The sequence below is a fragment of the Paenibacillus curdlanolyticus YK9 genome (assembly GCF_000179615.1).
Classification (GTDB): Bacteria; Bacillota; Bacilli; order Paenibacillales; family Paenibacillaceae; genus Paenibacillus_T; species Paenibacillus_T curdlanolyticus.
In genome coordinates this window covers 1-22398 of the sequence record NZ_AEDD01000002.1, presented here as the reverse complement: position 1 = coordinate 22398, position 22398 = coordinate 1, and the positions used below count along the sequence as shown (strand labels likewise).

The 22398-nt window shown below is 52.5% G+C and carries 17 protein-coding genes; 5 read left to right on the top strand and 12 right to left on the bottom strand.

Annotated elements, in window-relative coordinates:
• Window positions 1–104: 104 nt before the first annotated feature.
• Window positions 105–434 (top strand): helix-turn-helix transcriptional regulator, encoded by a 330-nt coding sequence (locus PAECUDRAFT_RS03485; RefSeq protein ID WP_006036716.1) that lies wholly within the window; start codon window positions 105–107, stop codon window positions 432–434.
• A gap of 51 nt (window positions 435–485) precedes the next feature.
• Here PAECUDRAFT_RS03485 and PAECUDRAFT_RS03480 read toward each other — a convergent pair whose 3' ends face one another.
• Both PAECUDRAFT_RS03480 and PAECUDRAFT_RS03475 read right to left on the bottom strand, forming a co-directional pair.
• Window positions 486–1124, bottom strand: a complete 639-nt coding sequence (locus PAECUDRAFT_RS03480) for a phosphatase PAP2 family protein (RefSeq protein WP_006036715.1) — start codon at window positions 1122–1124, stop codon at window positions 486–488.
• Between the two features lie 38 nt (window positions 1125–1162).
• The gene (locus PAECUDRAFT_RS03475; RefSeq protein ID WP_006036714.1) at window positions 1163–3262 is read right to left on the bottom strand and encodes an ATP-binding protein; all 2100 of its coding nucleotides are present in this window, start codon (window positions 3260–3262) and stop codon (window positions 1163–1165) included.
• Window positions 3263–3401: 139 nt separating this feature from the next.
• Here PAECUDRAFT_RS03475 and PAECUDRAFT_RS03470 point away from each other — a divergent pair, with 139 nt between their 5' ends.
• Genes PAECUDRAFT_RS03470 through PAECUDRAFT_RS03460 form a run of 3 tightly spaced genes read left to right on the top strand, consistent with a single transcriptional unit; the run spans window position 3402 to window position 5762 of the window.
• Window positions 3402–4133 (top strand): response regulator transcription factor, encoded by a 732-nt coding sequence (locus PAECUDRAFT_RS03470; RefSeq protein WP_006036713.1) that lies wholly within the window; start codon window positions 3402–3404, stop codon window positions 4131–4133.
• Window positions 4120–4989: a class I SAM-dependent methyltransferase gene (locus PAECUDRAFT_RS03465; protein WP_040711463.1), complete on the top strand. Its 870-nt coding sequence runs from the start codon at window positions 4120–4122 to the stop codon at window positions 4987–4989. The genes PAECUDRAFT_RS03470 and PAECUDRAFT_RS03465 overlap by 14 nt, the downstream gene beginning before the upstream one ends.
• Window positions 4986–5762 carry an RluA family pseudouridine synthase gene (locus tag PAECUDRAFT_RS03460; protein WP_006036711.1) on the top strand — a complete coding sequence of 259 codons (777 nt, stop codon included), beginning with the start codon at window positions 4986–4988 and terminating at the stop codon, window positions 5760–5762. Before PAECUDRAFT_RS03465 ends, PAECUDRAFT_RS03460 begins: the two co-directional genes overlap by 4 nt.
• Before the next feature lie 405 nt (window positions 5763–6167).
• Here PAECUDRAFT_RS03460 and PAECUDRAFT_RS03455 read toward each other — a convergent pair whose 3' ends face one another.
• Window positions 6168–6599, bottom strand: coding sequence for a MarR family winged helix-turn-helix transcriptional regulator (locus tag PAECUDRAFT_RS03455; RefSeq protein WP_006036710.1), 432 nt, complete (start codon window positions 6597–6599; stop codon window positions 6168–6170).
• 265 nt (window positions 6600–6864) lie between these two features.
• On the opposite strand from PAECUDRAFT_RS03455, the gene PAECUDRAFT_RS26070 reads away from it, so the two are divergent.
• On the top strand, window positions 6865–7032 hold the full coding sequence (locus PAECUDRAFT_RS26070) for a hypothetical protein (protein WP_006036709.1): 168 nt from the start codon (window positions 6865–6867) through the stop codon (window positions 7030–7032).
• 1 nt (window position 7033) lies between these two features.
• On the opposite strand, the gene gyrA is transcribed toward PAECUDRAFT_RS26070, so the two are convergent.
• From gyrA to PAECUDRAFT_RS03410, 9 genes are all read right to left on the bottom strand, one after another.
• Entirely contained in the window at window positions 7034–9478 is a 2445-nt protein-coding gene (gene gyrA, locus PAECUDRAFT_RS03450; protein WP_006036708.1) for a DNA gyrase subunit A, read from the bottom strand.
• Window positions 9479–9490: 12 nt separating this feature from the next.
• Complete coding sequence (gene parE / locus PAECUDRAFT_RS03445) at window positions 9491–11464, bottom strand: DNA topoisomerase IV subunit B (protein ID WP_006036707.1); 1974 nt, start codon at window positions 11462–11464, stop codon at window positions 9491–9493.
• 122 nt (window positions 11465–11586) lie between these two features.
• Entirely contained in the window at window positions 11587–12573 is a 987-nt protein-coding gene (locus PAECUDRAFT_RS03440; RefSeq protein ID WP_006036706.1) for an ABC transporter permease, read from the bottom strand.
• A complete protein-coding gene (locus PAECUDRAFT_RS03435; RefSeq protein ID WP_006036705.1) occupies window positions 12566–13597 on the bottom strand; it encodes an ABC transporter ATP-binding protein in 1032 nt (343 codons plus the stop codon). Before PAECUDRAFT_RS03435 ends, PAECUDRAFT_RS03440 begins: the two co-directional genes overlap by 8 nt.
• A 35-nt stretch (window positions 13598–13632) precedes the next feature.
• Entirely contained in the window at window positions 13633–14451 is an 819-nt protein-coding gene (locus PAECUDRAFT_RS03430; protein WP_144266432.1) for a GDSL-type esterase/lipase family protein, read from the bottom strand.
• A 156-nt stretch (window positions 14452–14607) separates the two neighbouring features.
• On the bottom strand, window positions 14608–15795 hold the full coding sequence (gene purT, locus PAECUDRAFT_RS03425; protein WP_006036703.1) for a formate-dependent phosphoribosylglycinamide formyltransferase: 1188 nt from the start codon (window positions 15793–15795) through the stop codon (window positions 14608–14610).
• Between the two features lie 125 nt (window positions 15796–15920).
• Window positions 15921–17762, bottom strand: a complete 1842-nt coding sequence (locus PAECUDRAFT_RS03420) for an ABC transporter ATP-binding protein (protein ID WP_006036702.1) — start codon at window positions 17760–17762, stop codon at window positions 15921–15923.
• A complete protein-coding gene (locus tag PAECUDRAFT_RS03415) occupies window positions 17759–19597 on the bottom strand; it encodes an ABC transporter ATP-binding protein (protein ID WP_006036701.1) in 1839 nt (612 codons plus the stop codon). The genes PAECUDRAFT_RS03420 and PAECUDRAFT_RS03415 overlap by 4 nt, the downstream gene beginning before the upstream one ends.
• Before the next feature lie 802 nt (window positions 19598–20399).
• Window positions 20400–22398, bottom strand: a 1999-nt coding sequence (locus PAECUDRAFT_RS03410; protein WP_006036699.1) for a dynamin family protein, incomplete at its 5' end; no start/stop codon positions are given.

Below are 22398 nucleotides of genomic sequence, written 5' to 3'. Positions count from 1 at the left end.
TTGCGTGAAAAATTGTCCAAAAACTTGACAATGATACAATTTGTATCATAAATTAAATAGTAGTACAGAATGCGAGTTGCAGTTTAACCGTAAGGAGTAATGACATGACGATGACGATGGGAGATCGATTGAGAGAGCTTCGATTGCGAAAAAATTTATCTCAGGAGGAGGTGGCGAAACAGATCGGTATTACACGCTCCGCGTACAGTCATTACGAGATTAACAATCGGCAGCCTGTGTATGACACCTTAATCAAGCTTTCATCCTACTTCGAGGTTTCATTGGATTATATTATCGGAGGGGAATTCAGCAAGTCAGAAGCGGGGTTATCTCCGGAGACGGTTGAGATCTTCCGATTGCTCAACACGATGGATCAGGATAAACGTAAACAGTCGATCACCAAAATGATGGACGTCATCCGGCAGTCGGATTGACCTGCCAGACGACCACAAGAATAGTTGCTTCTGCCATCAATACCAAGGTTGTTAGTATCGCTTAACCCGGCTTAGCGCCATGTTCAACAAATGGAGCGCCGCGAGCATGACACAGGCGCCAGCTGCATAGCCAGCCAAGATGTCCGTGAAATAATGCACACTAAAGTATAGCCGGCTAAAGCCTACAGCGATGATAATGATGAAGCCGACCGCACCGACTGTTGCCTTCACGACTCGGCTGGCTGCAGCATACAAAACAAACGAAGCCGCAATCGTTCCATAAACAGCAGCTGCGAGCATCGCATTGCCGCTTGGAAAGCTTGCGCCGTCGGTTTCTATGCCCCAAGCGCCTGCTGGACGCGGACGATCTACCATCATTTTCAATACTTGATTTACGCCATACGCGGCTATTCCTGCAAGCGGTATCCATAATGCGCCAAATGTGCGATTCCGCCAGCCGAACCATGCCGCATACGCTAGCGACACGACGACGATTGCCACGGATGACCCGAGCTGGGTCACCGCTTTCCACCATCCCTCCCCGCTGTCGCCAGCTAAAGAATGAACGGCTTGAGCAACTCGCTCATCGAAACGCGCTGGCCCTGCCTCGGGCAATGTGAATGCTATGATGACGAATACGATGATACAAAGGGCGAAAGCCGCCCCTGCGATCAATTGCTGCTTCTTCACTTTTTCTCTCTCCCTTGCCGATGCTTTCCTTGCCAACCCTATGACCTCGCGATAGGCAAATGAATGATAAATAATGCCCCTTTATTTTTCTCGCTGCGCGCCTCGATCCCGCCGCCATGCTGCTGCACAATCTCTTTGACAATGGCTAACCCCAGACCGCTTCCTCCTTCAGAGGAATTGCGCGACTTGTCTTTCTTGTAAAATCGATCGAATATATGAGGTAAATCCTCTGGATCGATGCCGCTTCCCGTATCCCTTACCTCAATAATTGCAACCTCCCCCGACTCATAAGCGTCAATGTAAATCCGCTGATCAGGTTCGCCATCCGGCAAATAACGAAGCGCATTATAGATCAGATTCGAAATGACCTGCTCCATACGCGCTAGATCAATGCGTACTGCCCGATGATCCGGGGAAGCTTCCGAAGCGACGACTTCATCCATGCTTTCATCTCCAGCGAGAAGCTCGCCATTGTAACGGCACTCCAGTATCCCTCCGTCTTTGGCAACATCCATCTCGAATGATAGATACAGCGATTCCAGCCAGTCCTTAAGACCAACTGTTTCATAATGGAATCGAACCTGACCCGCTTCTAGTTTGGACAGCTCGAATAAATCATCGATGAGCCCGTTTAAACGCGACAGCTTGCCGAGCATCATCTGGATATAACGCCGCTGCTGCTCTTTATCGTCGACGACGCCATCCCGCATCGCTTCCAAATAGCCTTGGACAAGCGTTATCGGAGTCCGTAGATCATGCGAAATATTCGAGAGCAAGTGGCGCCTTGATTTCTCTTGCCGCTCCAGCTCTCCAGTCGACTGCTCAAGGGAGGCATACGAGCGCTGCAGCTCGTCTGTCCGCTCGACGACGCGCTTCTCCAGGTGCATGTTGAGCTCGCGGAGCTCTTCGGACACGAGTTCGACTTTGCGAAGCGCGAACGTAAACCGATTGGATAAGATCAATGATTGCATCAAAATAAAGCAGGTCACACCGATCGGCACAAGCTGTACGGAGACAAGCTGCTCGCCATAAAACAAAATATCGTTGATGACCGTCGCTATAAAGATCGATAAGCCGGTGAGCACAAGGGTCGAGCCCTCTCGCTTTCGCAGCCTCGCCTTAACGACAACATAGAAGCAATACGCGCAAACCGTAATAATAAACAGCTGATAGACGACGAGCCATCGCGTGAAGACGATGGTCGGCAAACCCAGCGTCGCAATCGAAAGTCCGATGCCAATTCCATACGCAAGCCTATAAAAGCGCTTGGAGCCATCCATCGGGAACATTCGGAAGATGTAAGCATACCCGGCAACGCCAGTAAGCGCGAAGGCTATGTATTCAATTCGCATGCCGACTTCCCAAGGCAGCTCCGGGAATCGCTGGAACAGCATCGTTTCGCCAGTAACGCCCATCCGAAGCGCAACGAGCAAGCATAATAAGCCAAATGGCAGCGTAAATCGCTCTCTTCGCCTGAACGCATAGAGACCAAGATGATAGGTGCCGATAATAAACAAGCTGCCGATGATCAGCATCTGCTCCGCTACTGCAATAATTTCTTGCCTCGCAATCTGCTGGCTCGTCCCCATCGTAAAGCCGGACCATATGCCCCCCTTGCGATGCTCGTAATTGGATACTTGAATGATCAGATCCGCCGTTCCGCTGTCCGCATTGAAAGTAATGATCCGCGGGTACTGCTCGGCTTCAGAATGCTTCTTGTCTGTCGCCACATGGCCTGCTTCAGCTAGCAGTCGGCCATTAATCCACAGCTTGTATGCGCTGAAAATGTTCGGGACGCGGATCGCGAGCGCGCCCAAATCCGGCTCTGTTCGGATCGTAAGCCGATAGGTCGCAAAGCCTTGTCCGCTTGCTACGCCTTTGTCACTGGAATAGCTGTTCCATGAGGAGGGCACGGGAACATAATCCGCCTTATGCGTTTGATCCCAATGCGATGAAGGCTCTAACAATTGCCCGTCGTAGAAGCTCCATTTGCCATCCAGCTTGGCAATTCCGTCGTTCTCTATGTCCCATTGGGACAGGTCTAGCATGCCATTCGCTGCGAGCGGCTGCTTAGGCCCGTTGTTCGCATCATATTGATTAAAGAGGCTTACGTTTAAGATGACAACCGCGATCAGCACGATAACGGTTATCCAGGCAGGTTTGCGAATAGCCTATCACTCCCTAGAGGGTATATGTTGCGCGGCATTCCCTATGAACATCGTTGCTTCAAATACAGCGCTTCGATTATAATAAGCGAGAAAGCAAGGAGGATGGAAGATGAATGTGAGCAAAATTTTGGTCGTGGACGACGAACCTGAAATCATAGAGCTCATGACCCTCTATCTCCAGCGGGAAGGTTACGCCGTATATGCGGCTGACAACGGAACCGATGCGCTGCGATTGGTGGACGAGGTTCGCCCTGATCTAATTGTACTGGACGTCCTATTGAAGCAATTAAACGGACTTGATGTATGCCAGCAAATCCGTGAAATAACGGCTGTTCCTGTACTCTTCGTCAGCGCCAAGAGCGACGATAACGACATTATACACGGTTTGTCTGTTGGCGGCGATGACTATATGACTAAGCCGTTCAGCCCAGGACAGTTAGTTGCTAGAGTCAAAGCGCATTTGCGCCGGCAATCGCTGCAAAGCGAACAGCGCGACAAGCCAGTGCGGGACCAGCTTGTATTTGACGGCCTCATCATTGATTTGACCGCTCGTACCGTTCGGGTCGGCGATCAGTATGTTTCCTTGTCCGTCAAAGAGTTTGAGCTGCTTGCCCTGCTGGCCACGCAGCCGAATCGCGCTTTCCAATTGGCCAATTTGTACGAGGCGGTCTGGGGCGTGAACAGTATCGGAGATACGAGGACGCTTATGGTACATATGAGCAATTTGCGCAAAAAAATCGAGCCGGATCCTACGAACCCGCGCTGGATCGTGACCTTGCGCGGCGTCGGCTATAAATTTAACGTTGAGGAAGGAAATGAATTACCGCATGTACATCGCTAACAACTGGAATGACTACGAACTTTTAGACACAGGGGACGGCGATAAGCTGGAACGCTGGGGCAAATATATTTTGCGCCGGCCTGATCCCCAAATCATTTGGCCGATCGCCAAAGAAACGCAGCAATGGAAAACAGCAGACGGACATTACCACCGGAGCAGCTCCGGCGGCGGACAATGGGAATATCGCACGAAGCTTCCTGACCGGTGGACCGTCTCGTACGGTCCCCTTTCATTTCATATTCGCCCAACGAACTTCAAGCATACGGGACTGTTCCCTGAGCAAGCGGTCAACTGGCAGTGGATGATGGACCGAATCAAAAGCGCGAATCGTCCGATCCGCGTGCTTAATCTGTTCGGTTATACGGGCGGAGCTACTGTCGCTTGTGCAGCAGCAGGCGCTGATGTCGTACACGTCGACGCCGCCAAAGGCATGGTGCAGTGGTGCAAAGAAAATGCCGAGCTGTCTGGCCTGCAGGATGCTCCAATCCGTTATATCACGGACGATGTGTTCAAATTCGTACAGCGCGAGCAGCGCCGTGAACGCCAATATGAGGCGATCATTATGGACCCGCCTTCCTACGGCCGCGGCACCAACGGAGAAACCTGGAAGCTGGAAGAAAACCTGTATCCGTTCCTCGAGCTTTGTATGACAATATTGTCGGACAAGCCTTTGTTCGTCTTGATTAACTCCTACACGACAGGCATCTCGCCTTCTGTCCTGCATAACATTTTGCAAATGACGGTAGGGCGTAAATTCGGCGGCCAAATCCATTGCGGCGAAATCGGATTGCCGATTTCCGGATCGGGACTGAATCTGCCTTGCGGCATTCTGGGCCGCTGGGAATCCGGCGAATGATCGACGGCAACCAGCCGGAATCGCGAGCAGCGTCTGTTGGCTCGCGCATTCCGGTCCTCTTCGAGGACAATCATTTGCTAGTCGTTGTTAAGCCGCCCGGCGTTCCTTCACAAGAGGACGATTCAGGCGACCCGGACATGCTGACGCTGTTGAAGGAAGATCTCAAGGAGCGGCATAACAAGCCTGGCAACGTGTTTCTCGGGCTTGTTCACCGTCTTGATCGGCCGGTTGGCGGCGCGATGGTATTCGCCAAGACGTCCAAGGCGGCCTCCAGGCTATCTGAGACGGTGCGAAGCCGCGTGTTTGGTAAAACCTACATGGCGATCGTTCACGGCACGCCAGCACAGCCTTACGGGACGCTGAAGCACTATATGCGCAAGGATAACAAACGCAATGTATCGGAGACGTTCGATCGTCCAGTAGCCGATGCGAAGGAAGCCGTGCTTGATTATGCTGTGATGGACCGAATCGGCAATCTCTCGCTTGTAGCCGTCAAGCTGCATACAGGGCGTTCCCATCAAATCCGTGCGCAAATGGCTGCCATCGGCTGCCCGCTCTACGGCGACGCAAAATATGGCGCACCGGCTGCCTCCGGCAATGACAAACGCCACGCTTCGCATGGCACCGTCCTGCTGTGGTCGACATCGGTTACGATCCCCCATCCAGTCACCAAGGAAATGTTGACGTTTCGTTCCATTCCGGATCCCAACCTAACAGGCTGGTCTCGCTGGAACGCAGACGATTTGGAACGTGCGGGTACACGCTTTTTATAACGGCAAGCGCATTTTAACGGACCACAGTGACGCTAATCCACTCCGTACGCGCCATTTAAAACTGTAACGGACCCGAAAGACGTTATTTGAGCCTTTTAATGCTTAGTCGGGTCGTTATTGGTCAAATAGCGGCTGTACGGTCCGTTACAACCAAAATAGGGCTGATTCCGGTCATATAAGGGCCCCTGAGTCCGTTAGATGCCTCAGAATTAAAGACGCTTCGCGCTAAAGAAACCGTTCCTCAAGTAAATGGCTGAGTAAGCTCCCATTTACCAAGGAACGGTTTCTTTTTGGATCATTAATGAAAGAAGGATGTCCTCAAGTTTACGCTCTCGGGACATCCTTTTCGTCTACTCCATATATGCGTTAATCAGTCTGATTGAACGTGTGTATGAATGGCAGCGTCTAGGATGTGCGGCTGATAGGCTCAGGCGCGTTCGTCACTTTACCCAACAAGTAGACAAGATGCTGCTGGTTATGGGACGATAGTCGATTTAGCGCAGTGCTAATAAACGCTGAACGTGCTTCGACCCCTCTACTGCATTCCTGTTCACCTTTGGTCGTCATCGTCACCCATACGATACGCCGATCGGCGTCGTCGCGATTTCGGATGATTAGTCCATTACGCTCCATTCGATCAAGCAGCGTCGTAATGGCTGCCGGCGTCGTTTCCAAATATTGCAGCAAATCTGACGGCTTCATCGGCTGATATTGCTGGAGCAGCTCCAGCACATTAAGTTGCCCTTCCGTTAAGCTCGGTGCCAACGCTTCTTCCAAATGCAACTTCCACTCTCTCGTTAATTTCATCCACAATCGAGCAAAATCTTCAGAAATCATCGTCTTACCCCGCTTCCTGACTGTATTCCTGCTATTCCTCATTATACCAGTTCAAAATGTCGAATAAAAGGTTAATCAACTTAATAATTTGAGTCATTAATCGACGAAAGTCGAGAACGCAATGACAGGATTAGACATACAATGATTCGTGGCAAGGCAGATGCGGCTTCGTTGCGGAAATTTGTTGCGTCTACGACAAAATAACTTGTACGTTCTTGTAGGAAGACGCCAGCAGCTTAGCAGCTCGAAGGAGGTTGACTACGCAATGGATGATCGGAAAGCGGAAATCATGAGGAAAGTTCGCGCGTACGGCATAATGAAAGACCCACAATGGTTAAATAACCCGGACGATCCGGTGCCATTGTGGGTCCTTCTGGAAGCGCTAGTAGAAGTGATGGAGCGTATTGAACCGCCTCATCTGCCTTATGATTAAATTAAATTGAGACGAGACGAGTGAAGCATTCTGTGATGAGATCGTTCTTATCCAGTGTGACGAGCGGCTTGCCTATCGAACGACGTTCGTCGATTGGTGTTTTATCCGTTGGAAGTGTCCATGTGGCGCCGCTCGCCGCAATAAGAATCAATGACTTCTCTTCTTTGCAATAAACAGCACCCGTTAAGCCATTCCCGTTAGGTTTAACACGCTTGCCTTCTTTAAACTCGAATGTCGCGATTCCTTTGCCGCCACGGCCCTGGATCGGATATTCAGCCAACAAGGAGCGTTTGCCATAGCCCAGATCGGACAGGACAAGCACCTCCCCTTCATCGTTCGCAACAAGCGCGCAGCCAACGATTTCATCATCGTCCTTCAGCTGCATCCCTCTCACGCCAGCCGCAACACGGCCCATCGGGTTGACCTCTGTCTCAGGGAAGCGAATCGCCATCCCTTGCCGGCTGACTAGCAGCAATTCCTGATTGCTATTGCTCTCCAGCACAGCAATCACTTCATCGCCATCGCCGACCTTGCAAGCTGCAATTGCCGTCGAACGATTCGACTTGTATTCCTTAAGCTCCGTTCGTTTCACCTGCCCACGCTTCGTAATGAACAATAAAGAAGCGCTAGCCTGATCAAAGTCGCGAATCGGCACGATGCCAATGACGCTATCCTCCTTGGACAGCGGAATGACATTAACGAGCGCCGTGCCGTTGTCTTTCCATTTGAACTCTGGAACTTGATGGACAGGCAGCACGAAATACTGGCCTTTCTTCGTGAAGAGCAGCAAGCTGTCGATCGTGTTGACGCTCAAAAGATGTCGGACGACATCGCCGTCCTTCACGCCTGCGCTTTCCAATTCGCCGCCTGAGCGGGTATAGGACAGCATCGTCGTCCGTTTGATATAGCCCTCTCGGCTCACCGTCAAGAGCACGTCCTCGGACTGCACCATGACTTCGAGGTTCACCTTCAGCTCTTCGACCTCGCCGCGGATATCCGAACGGCGATCGATCCCGAACTTCGTCCGGATTTCGAGCATTTCCTCGCGAATGACGCTCAGCAGCTTCTTCTCGCTTGCGAGAATGCTTTGCAAATAAGCGATACGCTTCTGCGTCTCCAGCAGTTCTTTCTCAAGCTGCGTAATTTCGAGATTCGTTAAACGATAAAGCTGGAGCGTCAAAATCGCATCCGCTTGCCTTTCCGTAAAGCCGAACTTCGAAACGAGGTTGTTTTGCGCATCTTGGCGGTTTTTAGACGCTTTAATCGTTGCGATAATCTCATCCAACAAGTTAAGCGCCTTCACGAGTCCCTCTAACACATGGGCACGGTCTTCCGCTTTCTCCAAGTCGAACCGCGTTCGATTGGTCACAACTTCTTTCTGGTGATCGATATAAGCTGCGAGCATTTCCTTCAAGCCAAGCTGCCTAGGCGCTTTATTAACGATCGCGACCATATTGAAGTTAAACGTCACTTGCAGATCCGTCTTCTTGAACAGATAAGCAAGAATGCCTTGCGCGTCAGCGTCCTTCTTCAGCTCGACGACAATGCGCAATCCGTTGCGCCCGCTCTCGTCTCGCACTTCGGCAATGCCCTCGACGCGCTTCTCTAGGCGTATCGTCTCCATCGCCGTAACCAGGCGCGACTTGACCACTTGGTATGGAATCTCGGTAATGACAATTTGCTGCTTGCCGCCGCGAACGTCCTCAATCTCAGCTTTGGAACGAATATAGATTCTGCCTTTGCCCGAAGCGTAGGCTTCCCGGATTCCTTCCTCGCCCATGATCGTACCGCCCGTAGGGAAATCCGGCCCTCTAACGATCGTCATCAGCTCAGCAACAGTCATCGAAGGGTTCGCCATTAACGCGAAGCATGCATCAATGATTTCACGAAGGTTATGCGGAGGAATTTCCGTCGCAAAACCAGCGGAAATGCCGCTGACGCCGTTCACGAGCAAGTTCGGATAACGCGACGGCAGGACGACTGGCTCCTTCGTCGTGTTGTCGAAGTTGTCCTTGAACGGCACCGTCCGCTTATCGATATCACGGAGCAGCTCCATCGCGATCGTTGACAGCCTTGCCTCTGTATACCGCATCGCAGCTGGCGGATCATCATCCTGCGAGCCCCAGTTGCCATGGCCGTCGACGAGCATATGGCCCATTTTCCAAGGCTGCGCCATCCGGACCATGCCCTCATAAATCGAGGAATCGCCATGCGGATGGTAGTTACCCATGACGTCGCCGACGGTTTTAGCCGATTTGCGGTATGGCTTGTCCGGCGTATTGCCCGAATCGTACATGGCATACAGGATGCGCCGTTGGACCGGCTTTAATCCGTCGCGAACATCAGGGATCGCGCGATCTTGAATAATATATTTAGAATACCGCCCGAATCGGTCGCCTACGACCTCTTCGAGAAAAGCCGGTAAAAACTGTTCCAGCATACCCATTGATCTGTCCTCCTACTCCTCGTATTCGGTGAAATCGACATTGTCGATAATCCACCGCTTCCGCGGATCGACCTTATCGCCCATCAGCGTCGACACACGACGTTCCGCCTTCGCTGCGTCTTCAATCTGAACCTGCAGCAGCGTGCGTGTTTCCGGATTCATTGTCGTTTCCCACAGCTGGTCCGGGTTCATCTCGCCGAGGCCTTTGTACCGCTGCAGCTCATAGTTTTTCCCGAATTCCTTCAAATAGTTCTGAAGCTGTTCGTCCGTCCAGGCATACCGAACCGTCTCCAGCTTGCCTGACTTGCGTGTCAGCTTGTAAAGCGGAGGCTGCGCGATATATACCTTGCCAGCATCGATTAACGGCTTCATATACCGGTAGAAGAACGTCAGGAGCAGCACTTGAATGTGCGCGCCGTCCGTATCGGCATCGGTCATAATAATAATTTTGTTATAGTTGCACTCCTCGCCATCAAACTCAGGACCTACGCCTGCGCCAATAGCAGCAATGATCGCTTTGTACTCATCATTCTTAAGAATGTCCAGCAGCTTCGCTTTCTCCGGATTCATCGGCTTGCCCTTCAACGGCAAAATAGCCTGATGCTTGGAATCGCGGCCTTGCTTCGCCGATCCGCCTGCCGAGTCGCCTTCCACGATGAACAATTCGTTGCGTGCAATATCCTTGGATTGGGCAGGCGTCAGCTTTCCGCCAAGGTTCGAGCTTTCGCTCTTTTTCTTGCCCGAGCGAATTTCCTCTCGCGCTTTGCGAGCCGCTTCGCGCGCTTTGGACGCTTGAATCGCTTTCTTCATCAGCATTTGTGCGGCCTGCGGATTTTCCTCCAGGAATACCGCCATTTTGTCCGTTACAACAGCGTCTACCGCACTGCGCGCTGATGCGCTGCCAAGCTGATCCTTCGTTTGGCCGACGAATTCGACCTCGGACATTTTGATATTAATGACAACCATCATGCCTTCGCGCAGATCGTTGCCCTCAAGGTTCTTATCTTTCTCCTTAAGCAGCGCGTTCTTGCGGGCATAATCATTCATGATACGAGTGTAGGCTGTCTTAAAACCCGTCTCATGCGTACCGCCGCCGCGCGTCGGGATGGAGTTTACGAAGGAAGCAATCGTCTCTGTATAGCCGTCATTGTACTGAAGGGCGATTTCTACCTCAATCTCGTCTTTCTCTGCTGCGAAGTGCACAACCTCATGCAAAACCGTCTTGTCTTCATTCAAAAATTGCACGAACTGCTTCGCGCCGCCTTCATAATGAAACACGACTTCGTTGCCGCTCCGCTCGTCCTTCAACGTGACCTTCAATCCCGAATTCAAGAATGCGATCTCCTGAAGCCGCTCGGAGAGCGAGTCGAAATTAATCGTTGTTCCGCTTTGGAACACGCGACCATCCGGCTTGAAGGTAACCTTCGTGCCGGTGCGATTGGTATTGCCAATGATGGTCAGACCAGTTACCGGCTCGCCGACATGCTCCTTGCCGTCTGCGTCCGTCCAATATTCAAACCGCTGCTTATGAACTTTGCCGTCGCGATAAATCTCAACTTCAAGCCATTCGGAAAGTGCATTCGTTACCGAAGCGCCTACGCCGTGAAGGCCGCCCGACTTCTTGTAGCCTCCGCCGCCAAACTTGCCGCCTGCATGCAGCATCGTAAAGACGACCTGAGGCGTTGGGATTCCGCTCTTATGCATGCCTGTCGGAATGCCGCGACCGTTGTCCTTAACGGAAACCGAGTTGTCCTTGTGTATCGTCACATCGATCGCAGAGCAATGCTTTGCCAGATGCTCATCGACCGCATTATCTACAATTTCCCAAACGAGGTGATGAAGACCGGAGCTGCTCGTGCTCCCGATGTACATGCCCGGCCGTTTGCGAACGGCGGTCAGCCCCTCGAGTATTTGTATATCGTCCGCGTCGTACTTCCGTTCGGCGGATGGTGATTCCTTCGCGAACAGATCCACTTGCTCGGCCATACGCGCCCCCCTAAATGTGTGTTGCCTCTGCCCTGATGCCTCGGGTCAGTAGCCTGTTGGACATCTATGTCCGCTTATTATGGATTGATTTATTATAAAAAAGTTGTCGTCAGAGGTCTATTTTAATTCAACATATCCTGTTTCGTAAAGACGCTGAACGAAACGATCAACGAAAGAAGCGTCCAAACGCCTAGTACGGCTAACGAAAATGATAAGCTCATGCCTTCGATTGGCGGCGGCGAGCCTGCCAAATAATTGCTTAATTCCAAGTTAACCGAAAAAATATATTTCGCGCTATGCCACGAGGATGCCATCGTCGCAAGGATCGATCCCGCAATGATCGCAGCCATCATCGTAACGATGCTTGCGGCCGTGCTGCGCACCAGAACGGATACCATTAACGCCAAGCAAGCAACCGTCATCGCTGAAACCCAGACGAGTCCGGACATCATAAGCAGGTACAGCCAATGCGGCACGGCATGGACAGCCGAGCTGTCCAGCTCTGCGCCATGAATAACGAAGCCGGTAAATACGGGCAATGTCCATCCCCCGTAACCGAAAACAAGCCCTGCGATCAGGTAGGATAACACCACGGTTGCAAGCAGCGTTAAGGATACGTATAAGGTTAACGCGATCAGCTTGCTGAGCAATATTTTCCATCGCCGCACAGGCCTCGTCAGCAGCATCTTCATCGTGCCGGTCGAACGCTCGCCCGAGACGAGGTCCGATGCAATCGCCAATACGAGCAGCGGAATAAACATCGTTACCGAAGCGTCAAGAAACCCTCTTGTAAATGTAACGGCATTCGGCGCGTCAGGATTAACATCATGATCCAAATAATATTGCAGCTGCTGTACGGCTACGCGGCGATACCGCTTCCACTCCTCCGGAATCCGATCGCTCGACAGCTGATTCTGATAATCGGTTATTTTTTGCTGAAGCTGAAACCGCCAATCTTCGAATTTCTCCCGATTGTTGACTGCCATTTTCATTTGCGCATAGGTGAACACGGGGATAAGCACGAGCAAAATCAACACGACGACGAGAAACCGTTTTTTCTTCCACACCTTCATCGTCTCGTTGCGCACTAGCGGCAGCAGATTACTCAACCTCATCGCCCTCCGTCATGTTCAAGAATAGTTCCTCCAGCGTAGGCGCAACCTGCTGAACAGCGCCGATCCGCAATCCTTCACGCGCTAATTTCTCAATAACCGTCGGGATTCGTTCGACTGGCATCGCTGTCACGATTGCGCCAGGAAGCATGGCAAGAATCGTCTCATCGACCCGCGGCTGATCTTCAGGCAAAATCGCAATGTCCGCTTCGTTTTGCAGTCCAAGCAGTCCGGCAGCTCGATCCTCGAATTGCCATACCACATAGGCTCCCGCATTTGAAATCAGCTCGTCCACTTCGCCAACCGCAAGCACTTGGCCCTTGCTAATGATCGCCACCCGATCGCACATGAGCTGGATTTCACTGAGCAAATGGCTTGATATAAACAAGCTGAGCCCTTGCTCAGCTAAGGATCGGATAAATACGCGCAGCTCCTTGATCCCTTTAGGGTCCAGACCGTTCGTCGGCTCATCCAAAATAAGCAGCCTCGGGTTGCCGAGCAGCGCTTGCGCTATGCCGAGCCGCTGGCGCATGCCAAGCGAATAGGTTTTGACTTTATCATGAATCCGGCCGTCCATTCCTACGATCTCTACAACTTCGCGAATGCGATTTTCATCAATGCCAGCCTGCATTCTCGCGAAATGCTCAAGGTTTTCCCAGCCTGTCAAATAGCTGTACATTTCCGGATTTTCTACGATGCAGCCGACATGGCGAAGCGCATTTTCCGGATCGCGCTGGACATTAAAGCCGCAAATCTCGATTTCGCCTGAAGTAGGCCGAATCAGATCAACGAGCATACGGATAGTTGTCGTTTTGCCAGAGCCGTTCGGACCGAGAAAGCCGAAAATTTCGCCCGCTTTCACTTCAAAGCTAACGCCGCGTATGATCTCGCGACCGCGAATTTTTTTCGTCACGCCGCGAACAGCCAGTACGGTTTCAGCCGATGCAGCATCTCGTGTTTGCCGGTTGGCATTGGAGCCGGATTCAGCAGCGTGCCTTGTCTCTCTATCGATTAGCGCCATCCCTCATTCTCCTCTCTATTTGCCCCGCGGCTATGCTAATTAATGGCTTGTGCGATGCGCGCTGCAATCGCAGCATAGCCTTCGTGATTGGGATGAAAATGGTCTGACGACAAATATTTCGACAAATTCGCTTCAAAAAGATCAAACGTAGGGACGAGCCTCATGTTCGGATAACGATAAATGATCGCATAAACCTCTTTGTTCCATGCCTGCACCTGCAAGCTGCCTTCCCGCAGATCCTTCACATCGTAGAACGGGTTGTACAGTCCGACATATACGATTTTGGCGTTCGGATTCAGCTCATTCAATCGTTTAAGCGTTTGCTCGAGTCGCTTCGTTCCGACCGCTAGGTTTGCATTCAGTTCTTCCATCGACAGCTGGCCTTGATTGGCTGCAACGCCCTTCTCATTCCCCGCAGCGAAAGCAAACAAGTCATTGCCGCCGATCGTCATGAGAATGACATCCGACTCGCGAATCGCTAGCTGGAATCCTTTGTCCGTCCCAAGCTTCTCGTTCAATTGATCGGCTCGAAGCCCATTGATCGCCAAATTGTTCAACAGCTTTACCGGCTTGCCGTATTTCTCTTCCAAATGCTTCATGGCCGGCTTCACGTAACCTTCGCCCGTCGAGTCGCCGGTTCCTTTGGTCAACGAATCGCCTAGTGCTGTTACGCGAATGACTGGTTGATCTGCAAGGCTTGGCGAAGCTCGTTCATCATCAACGATTGGGCTGATGGCTTGTCCGGGACGCAGCATATCCTTCACGGCATAGCCAAACCCGGCAAGCAGCAAAACGGTTGCTAGAACAGCGACGATTCCGATTAGCCGCCATAGGATTGTGCCTCGATTCATCATGACAAGCTCCCTTCCGTAACCGGTGGATAATTTATCCCTTCTACCATAAATCTAACGAATAAAGAATGCAAATCATGCGCAAAAAAACCGTAACGCACGCTAATTCAGCGGCATTACGGTTGATGTTGCCATTATCATTCAAAAAGAAATAACAAGTTACGCTTCGTAATCGATATGAAGCGCTTGTGCTGCACGGCGAGCCATGTCGCGCGCTTGCTCGACATCGTCGGCGCTGCTCATCGCAACCGCCATTCGGCGGCCCTTCTTCGTCTCCGGCTTGCCAAATACGCGCACTTGCGTGTTCGGAATCGACAGCGCTTCTTCAAGCCCTCCGATCTGGAACGTCGCGCAGTCGCGGTCTGCCTTCAACGTATGCGTCGCCCCTGGCGTCAGCAAACGAATCGTTGGAAGCGGCAAACCAAGAATCGCACGCGCATGCAGAGCGAATTCAGACAAATCCTGCGTGACCATCGTAACCATGCCCGTGTCGTGCGGGCGAGGCGAAACCTCGCTGAACAACACGCCGTCTTTGGTCAGGAACAGCTCAACGCCATACAGCCCGTAGCCGCCAAGCGAATCGGTAACCTTGCGAGCAATATGCTCCGCTTCCTGAATCTGCTCTGGCGTCATCTGGTGCGGCTGCCACGATTCGATGTAGTCGCCATCCTTCTGAACATGGCCAATTGGTGCGCAGAACGAAGTGCCCGATACGGAACGGATTGTAAGCAGCGTAATTTCCGAATCAAAATGAATAAAGCCCTCAACAATGACACGCTGCTTCTTCGCGCGTCCGCCTTCCATCGCGTATTCCCAACACGCTTCAATGTCGGCGTCTGTTCGGCACACGCTTTGACCTTTGCCCGAAGAGCTCATGATTGGCTTAATCACGCAAGGCGTACCGATTTCTGCAACGGCTTGGCGAAGCTCGTCCAACGAATCGGCAAAACGATACGGAGCTGTCGGCAGCTCCAGCGTCTCCGCAGCAAGTCGGCGAATGCCCTCACGGTCCATCGTCAAGCGCGCTGCGCGTGCCGTCGGAACGACCGTGCGGCCTTCCTTCTCCAGCTCAACGAGCGTCTCTGTCGCAATTGCTTCAATTTCCGGTACGATGAGATCCGGCTGCTCCAGCTCGATAATGCGGCGAAGCGCTTCACCGTCAAGCATATCAATGACATGGGAGCGGTGCGCAACCTGCATCGCTGGCGCATTCGCATAACGGTCCACGGCAACCGTCTCAATGCCGAGCCGCTGCGCTTCGATAATGACTTCCTTGCCGAGCTCGCCTGAACCGAGCAATACGATCCGGCGGGCTTGCTTCGATAACGGTGAACCATACTTAGACATGTGGGGCCTCCTGAAATCATGCGGACGGCGGCAAACCTGGCACTCGCATCACCAGATTTGCCGCCGTTTTGCGTTTTCTTTCCATTTTGGACGGAATTTCGTCAAAAATCAAGCCTGTCCTGCCGTTATGCGGACAAAAAACGATATTGCGCTTCAATGAGTCCATGATACGTGCCACGCAACGCTATCAATTCCTGATGCGACCCTTGCTCGACGATGGAGCCATGATCCAATACGACAATCGAGTCGGCATGGCGGATTGTCGACAAGCGGTGCGCAACGATAAACGAGGTGCGCCCTTGGAGCAGCGTCTGCAGCGCTTTCTGAATTTTGAGCTCCGTCTCCGTATCGATGCTTGCCGTCGCTTCATCCAGGATGAGAATGCGCGGGTTCGCCAACAGCGCACGTGCGAACGAAAGCAGCTGCCTTTGTCCCATCGACAATACGTTGCCGCGCTCCTGCACCTCGGTATCGTACCCGTCCGGCAAATTCATAATAAACTCATGGGCATGAACGGCTTTGGCTGCCTCTACAATCTCGTCGTTGGTCGCGTTCAGGCGGCCGAATCGAAGATTATCGCGGATCGTTCCGGAGAAGATGAAGGTGTCCTGCAGCACGATGCCGATCTGTGAACGCAAGCTCTCGATCGAGACGTCGCGAATATCGGTGCCATCTATCAAGACGCGTCCCTCTACCGGATCGTAGAACCGGCATAGCAGGTTCATAATCGTACTTTTGCCAGAGCCCGTATGCCCCACCAGCGCAATTGATTGTCCCGCCTTCACGTCAATCGTTACACCTTTGAGCGCAGGACGGCCCGCTTCATATTCGAACACGATGCGATCAAACAACACATCGCCCTTCACATCCGGCAGCTCGTTCGCAGCTGGAAGCTCGCCTACCGCTGGACGTTCATCCAAATATTCAAAAATCCGCTCCGAGGAAGCCATGGCGATCAGCAGCTGGGAGTACATTTGGCCTAGTCGGTTAATCGGTTCCCAGAAATTCCCGATATAGTTCGCGAATCCGACGAGCAAGCCGACCGTTAATTCATCCTGTTGGATCAAATAAGAGCCGTACCAGAACAAAATAAGGGTACCAACCGCACTTGTCAGCTCAATAATAGGCCCAAAGGATTGGTTCAATGCGGATGCTTTGTTCCAAGACTTAATGTTGCTCATATTCATCCGCTCGAAAAAGCGAATATTGTCCTTCTCTTGCGCGTATGCCTGCGTTACTTTAATGCCTTGAATCGATTCGTTCAAATGCGAATTGATGCGGGATTGCTTGATACGCACATCCTGCCATGCAAATCGTATCCGTTTGCGTAGCGCACTCGACACGAGGAACATGAGCGGGACGGTCAGCATCACGGCTAAGCCCAGCTTAAAGTTCCATGCAAGCAGAATAATGACGATGCCGACCAGCTGTACGCAGTCCATGAGCAAATTGACGACGCCGTTCGTAAACAGGTCCTGCAAGGCGTTCACATCATTCGTGACCCTTACAAGAACGGAGCCTGCCGGGCGCTTGTCATAGAACTTGAAGGAGAGCGTCTGAATATGAGAAAACAAATGGCTTCGCAAATCATGGATAACCCGTTGGCCAATGATGTTCGTATGCTTGATTCGATATTTGTTAGAGCCCCATTGGACGAGATAAAGGACGAACATGAGACCCGCATATAATAGAAGCTTCGAAACGCTTGAGTCGCCTGTTTTCGGGTTAATCGCTTCATCAATTGCCATAATGACGATTGCAGGAATCGCCAAGCGAGTAAGCGTTCCTAATATCATGCCGACGAGAATGACCGGCAGCAGCTGTTTGCGATACGGCTTCAAATAGGTGAATAATCGGCCCAGCTGGCTCCAGTTAAACGGCTTCTCGATCAATTCATCGTCTTGGTAGACGAATCGATCACGGCGTGCCGACGTTGATATCTTCTTCTGCTCTTGTCCGGTAGTCAATGGAGCACCCTCCCTTCCGTATTCGCCTGAACGCGTTGGCCTGCGGACGGCTCTGGCTCGCCAGGCACCCATGCGTCGGTTCCCGCTTCTTCATTGGCGGAATCCGGGCGATCCGCATATTGAATCCGATAGACGTCGCGATACGGCCCCGGCTCAGCCAACAGCTGCTCGTGCGTGCCGCGTTGTACGGTTTTCCCTTGATCCAGCACAATAATTTCATCCGCATGACGGAGCGATGAGATACGATGCGCGATAATAAACGTCGTTCGGCCTGCCATCAATTCACGGAAGCCCGATTGAATTTCATGCTCGGTTTCCATATCGACAGCGCTGGTCGCGTCATCCATAACAAGAATTCGCGGATTGCGAATCAACGCGCGCGCAATGGCGATACGCTGCTTTTGCCCACCGGATAGACCCATGCCCCGTTCGCCGACGACCGTATCATAGCCTAGAGGAAGCTCCATAATAAAATCATGCGCTTTGGCCAGCTTCGCCGCGCGGATAATGTCGTCCATCGTGGCATCCAATGCGCCATATGCGATATTGTCTCGAATTGACGCTGAGAACAGGAACGTCTCTTGGAACACCGGAGAGATGGCGCCGCGCAGCGATTCAATCTCCAGCTCGCGTACATCGATGCCATCGATCGTGATGCGTCCAGACTTCACATCGTAAGCGCGCATCAGCAGCTGAATCGCCGTCGATTTACCCGATCCCGTGCCGCCTAGCAGGCCAATGACCTTGCCTGGCGCCGCATCGAGCGTAAATGCGTTTAGCGCAGGAGCGCCGCTGCCATATCCGAAGGTCACATTGTCGAAGCGGACATGACCTCTCATCGTATCGTGATCCAATGCGACAGGATGCTCGGCATTTTTGACATGCACATATTCGTTCAACAGCTCCAGCATCCGTTCGCCGGAAGCTTTGGATTGCGTATAGTTGTTCAGGTGGAAGCCAATCCCCCACATCGGACCGATAATGTACCAGGTTAAGCTGAAGAAGGCAACAAACTCCCCGATCGTAAGCGAATCGTGAATGACAAGCAGCCCGCCTGCTACGAGCAGGATGACAGCGCTAAGGTTGGCAAGCAGCTCCATCATCGGGAAGAACCGTCCCCAAATCTGGGAAACGCCGATCTGATTCGTCTGGTAATCCTGACTTTTCTCCGAAAACTTGTTGACCTCAAACGACTCGCGGGCAAACGATTTAACAGTCCGAACGCCCGTAATATTTTCCTGCACCGCCGTCGTTAACCGGCTCATCGCAAGCCGCATCTCCCGGAATGCGGGATGGATGTTTTTCTCTAGACGGATCGCCGTGAACGCAAGCAGCGGAATCGTGACGAATGTCATCAGCGTCAGCTGCCAATGGATCGTCAGCATCATAATTCCGCCGAATACGATCATGAGCACCATGTTCAAAATTTGCGCAAAGCCGAAGGCGATAAAGTTGCGGATGGCTTCCAGATCCGCAGTAAGGCGGGACATCAAATCGCCTGTTTTAGCCGTATCATAATATTTGAACGATAAATATTGCAGCTTATCATAGCATGCGTTGCGCAGTCGGTATGCGACTCGGTTGCCCAGCCTTCCTCCGAAGAAGCCATGTAAAAACTGCAAGCTGCTTTTCACTGCAATAACGCCAACGACGGTCAATGACAACGTTGGAACCATACTGAATTTTTGTTTCATAATCACATCGTCAATCAGTACCCGAAGCAGGTTTGGATACACGAGGCCAAGCCCCGTCGCTGCCATTAAACAGAGAATCGAAGTGATCAAATACTTTTTCTCGCTCCAATAAAACGATTTCAACTGCCTGAAGACGTCCACAACGAACCCCTCTCTCCCGTTAACCCTGATGAATTGGAAATACGAATGAATCGTAACAGCAACCTATGGAATGTTCAAACAGAGTATGCGAACGTATGACTCCCTCAGTGACGCTTCGCCACGCTGAGCGCAACTTATCGGGGGGTATGCTCCTAAATCGTCTGCCATCCAGTCGATATGCTCACAAATCCTCCATTTTTGCATGAATCCACCTCCGTTTTTGCACATATTGCCATAGCATTTTTTTGATTATCCTGTAGAGAAAAATGACTTCGATTCATCGAATGCGTTTTCGACTTTTTCTTTGTGCCAAATGGACCTCACTTATCAGATGGCCATGGCATGGCATGCCGCGCCGTGCCATGCCGCGCATGCCGTGACATTGCACTTTGTACAACGAGAAAGAAGGAAGAGACCCGTCTTACAGGTTCTCGTTGCAGTTCATGCAACGAAAATATGATTAGGAAGTGACTACCTCGCCGAAAACCTAATAAAGCATCTTTTTCGTTGCGCATAATGCAAGGATATCTTCTGGCTTTCCCGTTCAGGTTAATTTGATTGTACAAGCTGCAATGAGCAAGCCGCTGCAACGCAAAAAAGGGGGGTATCCCTCAGCCGTCATGGCTAAAAGGACACCCCCTGTTGAGGTGAAAAGAGACAAGATTCGTTGGCTCGTTAGATAGAGCAAAAGTAGCAAAAGATAATGGAATGCGGTTTGACAGGCGACGTAAGACCGAACACCTCGTGCCGCGATGGCCCCGCGCGCCGTGATGCACGCGCGGGGCGGAAACGTAATGCGAGGCTACTTCCGGCGAATAGCGATCAGCTTCGTGTGAAGCTCGGTTAACTGAGCCAGATCGCTGCCATCCTGAAGCGAGGCTAGCTTGCCTTCTGCATACGCGCGCACTTCGTCAGCCAGCTTCTCGCCATTCGCGCCCGCCGACTCCCGCAGCCGAACCGCATAGATTCCGTTCCACGCGCCAGCCGCCTGCTCCGACCAACGTTTAAGCGGCTCCGCCAGCAGCTCCTCAATTGCCGTGCGCATTGCTGCTTTGCCGTCCCCTTCGAAAAATTGGCGAGGCGACTTAAACCGGCTCCAGAACCATTTGGCATCAACTGGCCCAACGCTCCATAATTGCCCGACATCGTGCGCATCCCAATCCGCGCGTACGTAGCCAGCCGCTTCAAAGCCAGCCAGTTGCTCAGCAGCCTCTGCTGACACACGCTCGTAACGCTCCTTCAACAAAGCATGCAGCGCATTGTCCATACGCAGCGTCGTCGCGTCCAGCTCTTGCGCGAGCTCAACGCCAAGCTGGCGATCCAGCTCCAGCCAAGACGTCCATAACGCTTTGCGTAGATCCCGTCCATCATCGCGAAGGGTGGAAGGATTAAACGCCAGGTTATAAAATTCGCTAAACCGAAGCCCTACGCGCTGAATGACGTAGAACAGCAGCTCTTCCAGCTCTCGAGCCAAACGGTCATATTGCAAATCAGCGAGTTCGCTGATCGATTGTACGGTACGAACCGCTGCATCTGCGCTTGCGGCAAGCTTCGTACGCTCTTCCGCCCGTTCAGCCGCGCTTCCTTGTGCAGCTTGAATCCAGCCGCCCACTACGGTTTCCGTTCGCACCAAATCGCGATCGGCCGACTCAATTGCCATACGTCCCAAATCATCCCGAATAAACGTTGTAAACGACGTCTCGAATGCTTCTACGCCGGATTGCGCAAGCGCGTCGCGGTTGCCATCCATTTTCGCATCCAACGCTTGCAGGCTGGATACCGGATAGAGGCGAGGGAATCGGATTCCATGCTGCAGCAGATTATCGGATACATGCTTCAGGACGCCGTCCAATTCCTCTTGCGATGCCGCCAAATCGGCTGCATTGACAAGGAAAAACATTTTATCAAGCTCGAATTGATCCTTCACGCGGCCAAGCTGCATAAGAAACTGGCGGTCGGCTTGCGAGAAAGCATGGTTATAATAGGTGACGAACAATACCGCATCCGCGTTCTTGATATAGTTAAACGCAACGCCCGTATGCCGCGCATTGACGGAGTCAGCGCCCGGCGTGTCGACGAGGACGATGCCTGCATCGGTCAGCGGACAGCCGTAATGGAGCTCAATCTCGGCAACGAAGCATGAACGGGATTCCTCCGCAACGAACAAACGGTATTCCGTCTCGTCCACGGACAGCACGCTGCTCAAATGCGATGCAAATTTGCTCCAGCCTTGCTCGGCTGCCTTAAGGAAACTGTAATGCGGCCGTCCTCCAGCTTGAACCGCATCCGGGCTGAGCGCCGCGATCCGGCGAAGCAGCGCATCTTCATTGGATGGCACATCCGTCTCGCCAAGCAGCGTCAACGAATATTGCAAATCGCTGAGCATGCCTTCCTTCGATTTCATGACAACGCGCGCGCTGCCATGCGGCTGCGTCTCAGTCGGCGGCACGATCCGATTGATGGCCGCCGTCGTCGGATTCGGCGAAACCGGCAGCGCCGGCGCGCCAATCAGCGCATTGGCAAGCGAGGATTTGCCCGCGCTGAACGCGCCGAACAGCGCAATCGTGAACCGGCTGCTTTGCAGGCGGTCCGCTTTCTCGCGCATCGCGCGCGCTGCTGCGCCAAGCGCTGCGTGCGGCGCCAGCAGCTCGGCGGCGCTGCGCAGCCGAGCTGCCGCTTGGCGCTGCGGCGCGAAGGCGTCGCCGCCCGCGAGCTGCGCAGCAGCCGCCGCTGCGCCTTGCGCCGAAGGCGCAGCGGCCTGCGCAGGCGATGCCGCCGCGCGGCTGCCGGCTTCGCCGGCT

Coding starts and splice junctions, on each gene's coding strand:
- PAECUDRAFT_RS03485 (WP_006036716.1), top strand. CDS start 105: ATGACGATGACGATGGGAGATCGATTGAGAGAGCTTCGATTGCGAAAA.
- PAECUDRAFT_RS03470 (WP_006036713.1), top strand. CDS start 3,402: ATGAATGTGAGCAAAATTTTGGTCGTGGACGACGAACCTGAAATCATA.
- PAECUDRAFT_RS03465 (WP_040711463.1), top strand. CDS start 4,120: ATGTACATCGCTAACAACTGGAATGACTACGAACTTTTAGACACAGGG.
- PAECUDRAFT_RS03460 (WP_006036711.1), top strand. CDS start 4,986: ATGATCGACGGCAACCAGCCGGAATCGCGAGCAGCGTCTGTTGGCTCG.
- PAECUDRAFT_RS03455 (WP_006036710.1), bottom strand. CDS start 6,599: ATGATTTCTGAAGATTTTGCTCGATTGTGGATGAAATTAACGAGAGAG.
- PAECUDRAFT_RS26070 (WP_006036709.1), top strand. CDS start 6,865: ATGGATGATCGGAAAGCGGAAATCATGAGGAAAGTTCGCGCGTACGGC.
- gyrA (WP_006036708.1), bottom strand. CDS start 9,478: ATGGGTATGCTGGAACAGTTTTTACCGGCTTTTCTCGAAGAGGTCGTA.
- parE (WP_006036707.1), bottom strand. CDS start 11,464: ATGGCCGAGCAAGTGGATCTGTTCGCGAAGGAATCACCATCCGCCGAA.
- PAECUDRAFT_RS03435 (WP_006036705.1), bottom strand. CDS start 13,597: ATGGCGCTAATCGATAGAGAGACAAGGCACGCTGCTGAATCCGGCTCC.
- PAECUDRAFT_RS03430 (WP_144266432.1), bottom strand. CDS start 14,451: ATGATGAATCGAGGCACAATCCTATGGCGGCTAATCGGAATCGTCGCT.
- purT (WP_006036703.1), bottom strand. CDS start 15,795: ATGTCTAAGTATGGTTCACCGTTATCGAAGCAAGCCCGCCGGATCGTA.